General features: G+C 38.5%; 9 protein-coding genes. 7 read left to right on the top strand and 2 right to left on the bottom strand.

Features of this window, described 5'->3' with window-relative positions; translation table 11 throughout:
- From aroK to H5072_RS08845, 4 genes are all read left to right on the top strand, one after another.
- A partial coding sequence (gene aroK, locus H5072_RS08860; protein ID WP_182693299.1) for a shikimate kinase AroK occupies window positions 1–466 on the top strand: 466 nt, incomplete at its 5' end.
- A gap of 27 nt (window positions 467–493) precedes the next feature.
- Complete coding sequence (gene aroB / locus H5072_RS08855; protein ID WP_182693298.1) at window positions 494–1564, top strand: 3-dehydroquinate synthase; 1071 nt, start codon at window positions 494–496, stop codon at window positions 1562–1564.
- The gene (locus H5072_RS08850) at window positions 1565–2917 is read left to right on the top strand and encodes an SPOR domain-containing protein (RefSeq protein ID WP_024596025.1); all 1353 of its coding nucleotides are present in this window, start codon (window positions 1565–1567) and stop codon (window positions 2915–2917) included.
- A 53-nt stretch (window positions 2918–2970) separates the two neighbouring features.
- Window positions 2971–3828, top strand: coding sequence for a Dam family site-specific DNA-(adenine-N6)-methyltransferase (locus H5072_RS08845; protein WP_182693297.1), 858 nt, complete (start codon window positions 2971–2973; stop codon window positions 3826–3828).
- Here the strand turns inward: H5072_RS08845 and H5072_RS08840 are convergent.
- Window positions 3785–3970, bottom strand: a complete 186-nt coding sequence (locus tag H5072_RS08840; protein WP_002958384.1) for a DUF2970 domain-containing protein — start codon at window positions 3968–3970, stop codon at window positions 3785–3787. The two genes, H5072_RS08845 and H5072_RS08840, sit on opposite strands and share 44 nt — an antisense overlap.
- 3 nt (window positions 3971–3973) lie before the next feature.
- Window positions 3974–4270 carry a hypothetical protein gene (locus H5072_RS08835; protein WP_024596024.1) on the bottom strand — a complete coding sequence of 99 codons (297 nt, stop codon included), beginning with the start codon at window positions 4268–4270 and terminating at the stop codon, window positions 3974–3976.
- Window positions 4271–4431: 161 nt separating this feature from the next.
- Here H5072_RS08835 and rpe point away from each other — a divergent pair, with 161 nt between their 5' ends.
- The 3 genes from rpe to trpS all read left to right on the top strand — a co-directional run.
- The gene (gene rpe / locus H5072_RS08830) at window positions 4432–5115 is read left to right on the top strand and encodes a ribulose-phosphate 3-epimerase (protein ID WP_002958386.1); all 684 of its coding nucleotides are present in this window, start codon (window positions 4432–4434) and stop codon (window positions 5113–5115) included.
- Window positions 5115–5780 carry a phosphoglycolate phosphatase gene (locus H5072_RS08825; RefSeq protein ID WP_182693296.1) on the top strand — a complete coding sequence of 222 codons (666 nt, stop codon included), beginning with the start codon at window positions 5115–5117 and terminating at the stop codon, window positions 5778–5780. The genes rpe and H5072_RS08825 overlap by 1 nt, the downstream gene beginning before the upstream one ends.
- Before the next feature lie 32 nt (window positions 5781–5812).
- On the top strand, window positions 5813–6798 hold a 986-nt coding region (trpS, locus tag H5072_RS08820; RefSeq protein ID WP_182693295.1), incomplete at its 3' end, for a tryptophan--tRNA ligase.

The following is a 6798-nucleotide window of genomic DNA, read 5'->3' as shown; positions in this document are numbered from 1 at the left end:
CACGATTGGTCGTCACATCGCTGACCAATTACACCTTGAATTTGTTGATTCTGATCAAGAAATCGAACGCCGCACAGGTGCAGATATTGCATGGGTATTCGATCTTGAAGGTGAAGAAGGCTTTAGACTTCGAGAAGAGTCTGTTATTGGCGATTTAACCGAGATGCAAGGTATTGTACTTGCTACCGGTGGTGGTTCAGTAATGAGCAAAGAAGTTCGAAACAAGCTTTCGGCTCGAGGTATAGTTGTATACCTAGAGACACCTATAGAAAAGCAAGTTGCACGCACGCAACGCGACAAGCGTCGCCCATTACTGCAAACTGAAGAAGCACCTCGTAACGTACTAGAGCGCTTAGCAGAAGAACGCGAGCCCCTATACAAAGAAGTTGCCGATTTTGTTGTACGTACCGATGAGCAAAGCGCTAAAGTTGTTGCTAACCAAATCATCGAGAAATTAGATTTTTAAAAACCAATAATAAGGAAATAACTAAGCATGCTTAAATTAACAGTTAATTTGGACGAGCGAAGTTATCCTATTTATATTGGGCAATCTGCACTTCAAGATAATGGCCGCCTGGTTCACCACATTGGTGATTGTCGGCCTATCATCATTACTAATGACACAATAGCGCCTTTATATTTACAAGCGTTACTTGACTCATTAGCAGATCAAAATCCGCTATCTTTTATTATTCCTGACGGTGAACAATATAAATCACTTGAATGGTTTGAAAAAATATCAGCATTTTTACTACAAAATAACTGTGGCCGAGATACGTGTTTAATCGCGTTAGGTGGCGGTGTTATAGGTGATCTAACTGGTTTTGTAGCAGCGTGTTATCAGCGCGGCGTACCGTTTATTCAAATACCAACGACAGTGCTTTCACAGGTTGATTCATCGGTAGGTGGTAAAACGGCAGTAAATCATCCTTTAGGTAAAAATATGATAGGGGCATTTTATCAGCCTCAAGCGGTTTTTATTGATACACAAACATTACACACCCTACCAGCAAGAGAGTTTGCAGCAGGTATGGCTGAAGTAATTAAGTATGGTCTGATTTACGATACCGAATTATTTGCATACTTAGAGCGAAACGTAGCTAATTTGCAGCAACTAGATGAAACGTGCTTACAGCATATTATTTTTAGATGTTGTGAAATAAAAGCGCTTATAGTTGCGCAAGATGAAAAAGAGCATGGTTTACGTGCTTTATTAAACTTAGGTCATACATTTGCCCATGCAATTGAGGCAGAAATGGGCTACGGCGTTTGGTTACATGGCGAAGCTGTTGCAACAGGCATGGTATTAGCAGCTGAACTTGCCAAGACACGCCAAGATTTAAGCGCAAGTGAAGTTGATCGAATTATTAAGCTGCTTGAGCTATATAATTTACCAACAGAAATTCCAAAGCAAATGACTAGTGAGCAGTTCCTAACGCATATGCGTAAAGACAAAAAGAATAAAAGAGGCACTATACGCTTTATTCTACCTACCCAATTTGGCCAGTGTGCATTAGTTGATGATGTTTCTGATGACCAAGTTAGAGACTTAATCGAGCAGTAAATGCAGTCACAAATTTTACCAAGCCGTGCGGCTTTGGTGGATAGAATCGCACTGCAATTTGAGTACGGACAAAATTTAATAGTTTTACTTGGCACATCGGGGCTAGGTAAAAGTTATATGCTCGAAACCTTCATTACAGATAAATACAATGACTTTAATAAAGCGTTTGTGCAAGTAAGTGCACAAATGACTGACGCTCAGCTAATGAGCGATTTATTAGAGCAAAGCTTTAATTCCCCTTTAGTTGATCATAATTTAAGTTTACCTGAAAACTATTACCAGCTGCTTGAGCAACAGCAGTGCGGACCTTGTTTATGGGTGCTTGATGGCGGTAGGCAATTATCTGAAGAGATACTAATTGAGCTTGAGCTGCTTTCTAAAAATAGCCCTAATACGTTGTATATCATAATTGCATCACAGTCTAAACTTGCTTTAAACGATGCTGTCGAAATTTACTTGGAGCCACTGACGCTTCGAGAAAGCAAGATGTTATTGCAGTGGTACTTTACTGATTTACCTTATGATGAAGACCCTGTTTTTAGTACTTTTTTAGCCGAGGCTCATGGTAATCCCAGCTTATTGCTTGCTTGGCAACCTAGTGAGCACATAGCCGATATTATCGTTAAAGATAAAGTATCTTGGCGATTGCACTTATTGATTTTGATGTTGTTAATTATGCTTTTAATTATTGGTCTGCTTTATAAGTCTGATATGACGCAGTGGTGGCAACAATATTATCAGCAGGAAGAAGCGCAAGTCCTAAATACAGCAATATCTGTAGAGCAAGTAAGTGAGCCGGTTATAAAGCAAAATGAGTCAGTAGTTACTTTAAATGACCCTGAAGTAGTTGAGCCAGATATTGAGCCAGAGAGCGTACACATTAATGATGTGCCTGCTATCATGCAAAGTCTTACCGAACCTGCAAATACCGTCAAGGTATTAGACAATGCTATTGATAATAGCGTTAAAAACAAAAGCAGTGAAGCAGGTGAAGTTGTATCTAAAGCTCTAAAAGTAGAGAAAGTAAATACAGCAGAGCAAACTCAGATCAGCCAAGATAATATTTGGTACATGCAGCAAGCAGATACAAATAGTGTTATTCAATTATTAGCGGTAACTCAGCAGGAAGTTCGCGATAATTTCATTGCTCAATTCAATCTACAGCAGCAAGCACATTCTTACCAAACGAAGCGAAATAATCAAATATGGTGGGTTGTTACATTTGGCAGCTTTGAGAGTATAAACGAGGCAAAATCAGCAATGGATACTTTACCCCCTGGGGTTAGAAAAAATAAACCTTTCTATAAAAAAATTAGTAAAATAAAGCAAGAAATAGCAGTCGTTGATCAGTAAAACACACTGCTTTAGTGTAAAATCGCGCAACACCAGATTGAAGTAAAGAGCCAATGCAGCAAAAAAGTAGAGCCTTCCTTAAATGGGCCGGCGGAAAATACAGCCTAGTTGAAAACATTAATGCGCGATTAAACCAAGCTAGCAAGCATGCTGATACTTTGGTTGAACCTTTTGTTGGTGCAGGCTCTGTGTTTTTAAATAGTGACTTTAAGCACTATATCCTCAATGATATCAATGCAGACTTAATTAACTTATATAAAGAGCTTAAAAGCTCTCCAGATGAGCTTATTAGTGACGCTAAAAAGCTATTTGTTGATTTGAATAATCACGCAGATGCGTATTACGAATATCGTGTGCAGTTTAATCAAAGCCGTGATGTATACGAACGTTCAATCTTGTTTTTATACATGAACCGCCATGGTTACAACGGACTGTGTAGGTATAATTTAAAAGGCATTTTTAATGTGCCTTTTGGTAAGTATAAAAAGCCTTACTTTCCTGAAAAAGAAATGTATTTTTTTGCTGAAAAAGCACAAAAAGCAACGTTCACTTGTTTAGATTACGATGACGTTTTTAAGTTAGTGCCTAACAATGCTGTTATTTATTGCGACCCACCTTATGTACCATTAAGTAAAACGGCTTCTTTTACGTCTTACGCAAAAGGGGGGTTTAATTTAGATGATCAGGCTAACTTAGCTAATTTGGCAGAACAAGCCGCATTTGAAAATAACACACCTGTGCTTATTTCAAACCACGATACCGTGTGGACGCGTAAAATTTATAGCCAAGCATCGCTTGAACAAATTCAAGTAAAGCGCACTATTAGCACCAAAGGTGGCTCTAGAAATAAAGTTGACGAGTTGATGGCTATGTATTTAGCACCCAAGCAACCACTGCGTAAATTGCGATAACAAAAGCAACAAATAGTACAATCGCAATTAAAATGATGGATAAAGGGGAATGTTGTTTAAAATCGACTTGGCGTTTATTTTCAGACTGAACACCAAAAAATGCAGCTAGCACACTTTGCAACGCGCTAAAAAATTGTAGCATTATTTAAAATAAAGGTTTTAAAGAAGGAGTGTTTTTAGAATCTTCAGAACTAGTAAGTAGTTCCAGTAAATCAAGGTAATGAAACTGAGCACTACGGCTATCGCCAGTTAACCACGAAAACCATGATGACTCTTCTTCAGCTTTAATACACGCAGTTAAAGTGTTTTGAGCACTTACCACTTGTGTATTATGACAATTACTCACTGAGCTTAATTCTTGCTCAGAGCTTGAACCAAAGCTAAACGCCCCGATAAGCAGTAATGCCGACGCAATTAATATCCCAATTTTAAAAGCACGCATGATGAAATCCAATAATTTGTTACTTTTTTAATCATAGCAAATACTGGTTAAATATCAAACTTAAAGTTACCTAAAATGGGGGCTATTACGCCATATTACTTGGGTAACATCTTCAATTAAGTTACATTAACGCAATACACTATTTATTGATGGAGTTAATCATGTTTAACCCAGAGCAAAAATATTTAATAGCCCCTTCTATTTTGTCTGCTGATTTTGCAAAGCTAGGCGAAGATGTTGATAAAGTTCTCGAAGCGGGTGCTGATGTGGTTCACTTTGATGTAATGGATAATCACTATGTACCTAATCTCACAATTGGTCCTATGGTGTGTAAAGCACTAAGAGATTACGGTATTACAGCACCTATCGACGTACATTTAATGGTTAAGCCTGTAGATAGCATAATACCTTTATTTGCTGAGGCTGGTGCTTCTATTATTACTTTTCATCCTGAAGCCAGTGAGCACGTCGATCGTACAATACAGTTAATTAAAGATCACGGCTGTAAAGCAGGCTTAGTGTTTAACCCAGCAACAAGCCTAAGTTATTTAGATCATGTTATTGATAAGCTAGATACCATTTTACTAATGTCGGTAAATCCTGGGTTTGGCGGGCAAAGCTTTATCCCTCATACGCTTGAAAAATTACGCCAAGCCAAACAGCGTATTATTGAATCAGGCCGAGATATTCGCTTAGAGGTTGATGGTGGTATTAAGGTCGATAATATTGCAGCAGCGGCTCGAGCGGGTGCTGATATGTTTGTTGCAGGCTCAGCTATTTTTAATCAACCTGATTACAAAGTGGTGATTGATCAAATGCGTGAGCAGCTTGGAAGTGTTAAGTAATGAAGTACGATGTCGCCTTATTTGATTTAGATGGTACTTTGGTTGATAGCGTTTACGACTTGTATATCGCTATTAATTTAACCTTGAGCGATTTTGCTTTTCCTATTGTTAGTCAACGCTTGGTTGAAAGTTGGATTGGTAATGGGGTTGAAGTCCTTGTTAAACGCGCTTTGAGTGGCGATATGCAAGTGAGTGAAAATCTAGATGAGTCACTTAGTGGCAAAGCAATATTACAGTTCTATAAGTATTATGAACAGCAAGTTGGTGAGTATAGTGTTTTGTACCAACATGTAGAAACAGGGCTTGCAGCACTTCGCGGTATGCCTAAAGCATTGATCACTAATAAGTCTCGAATTTTTACAGAGAAACTACTCGAAAAATTGGCACTAACGAGTCATTTTGATGTGGTTGTATGCGGTGACGACATGGCAAAAAAACCATCGCCAGAACCATTGCTATTTGCCTGCAAAAAACTAAATGCGGAGCCTAATAAAGCAATAATGATAGGTGATTCTAAAAGCGATATACTTGCAGCTAAAGCCGCTAATATAGACGTAATTGCACTTAGTTATGGCTATAACCAAGGTGAAAGTCTTGAGGATTATAATCCGCAGTACCTATGCGATAACTTCTTAGATATAATACCTGTTGTAACGCAGCGTTAAATATTATTCATTAAGCAAAATAAAGGAAAATCATGAGTAAACCAGTAGTTTTAAGCGGCATTCAGCCAACCGGTGGTATGACAATAGGCAACTATGTTGGCGCTATTAACCAATGGCTAAAGTTACAGGAAGACCACGAAAGTTTCTTTATGTTAGTAGACTTACACGCTATTACGGTTCGCCAAGAGCCTGAATTACTGCGCTCTCGAGTGTTAGATGGTATTGCTCTTTACGCGGCATGTGGCATTGATCCTGAAAAATCTGCGTTATTTGTACAATCGCAAGTACCTGAGCATGCACAATTAGCGTGGGTATTAAATTGTTACGCGCAAATGGGTGAGCTTAATCGAATGACTCAGTTTAAAGACAAGTCATCTAAGCATGCAAATAACGTAAACGTGGGCTTATTTTCATATCCAGTATTGCAAGCTGCGGATATTTTATTATACCAAGCTGATCAAGTACCAGTAGGGGATGATCAAAAGCAACACTTAGAGCTGACTCGCGATATAGCCACACGCTTTAATAATTTATATGGCGACGTATTTAAATTACCAGAGCCGTACATCCCTGAGTTTGGTGCACGCGTAATGAGCTTGCAAGATCCACTTAAAAAAATGTCTAAGTCTGACGAAAACCCAAATGGTTACATCATGTTATTAGATGAGCCTAAGCAAATTGTGAAAAAGCTTAAAAAAGCAGTAACTGATTCAGATGAACAAGCACGTATATATTTTGATCGCACAGAAAAGCCTGGCGTATCAAATTTGCTTACTTTATTGAGTGTTGCAACTAAGCGCTCAATTGAAGACCTAGTTCCTGAGTATGAAGATAAAATGTATGGCCATTTAAAGAAAGATACAGCAGATGCAGTTGTAAATATGATTGAGCCAATTCAAGCACGCTTTAAAGAGATCAGAGAAGATCAAAACCTACTTGATGGCATAATGAAGTCAGGTGCTGAAAAAGCAAGTGTACGTGCTGAGAAAACATTGAAATCGGTATACGATGCGCTTGG

This window comes from Pseudoalteromonas sp. SR45-5 (assembly GCF_014163565.1).
Taxonomy (GTDB): domain Bacteria; phylum Pseudomonadota; class Gammaproteobacteria; order Enterobacterales; family Alteromonadaceae; genus Pseudoalteromonas; species Pseudoalteromonas distincta.
The sequence above is the reverse complement of the archived record's forward strand: the minus strand, read 5'-3'. Positions and strand labels throughout refer to the sequence as shown.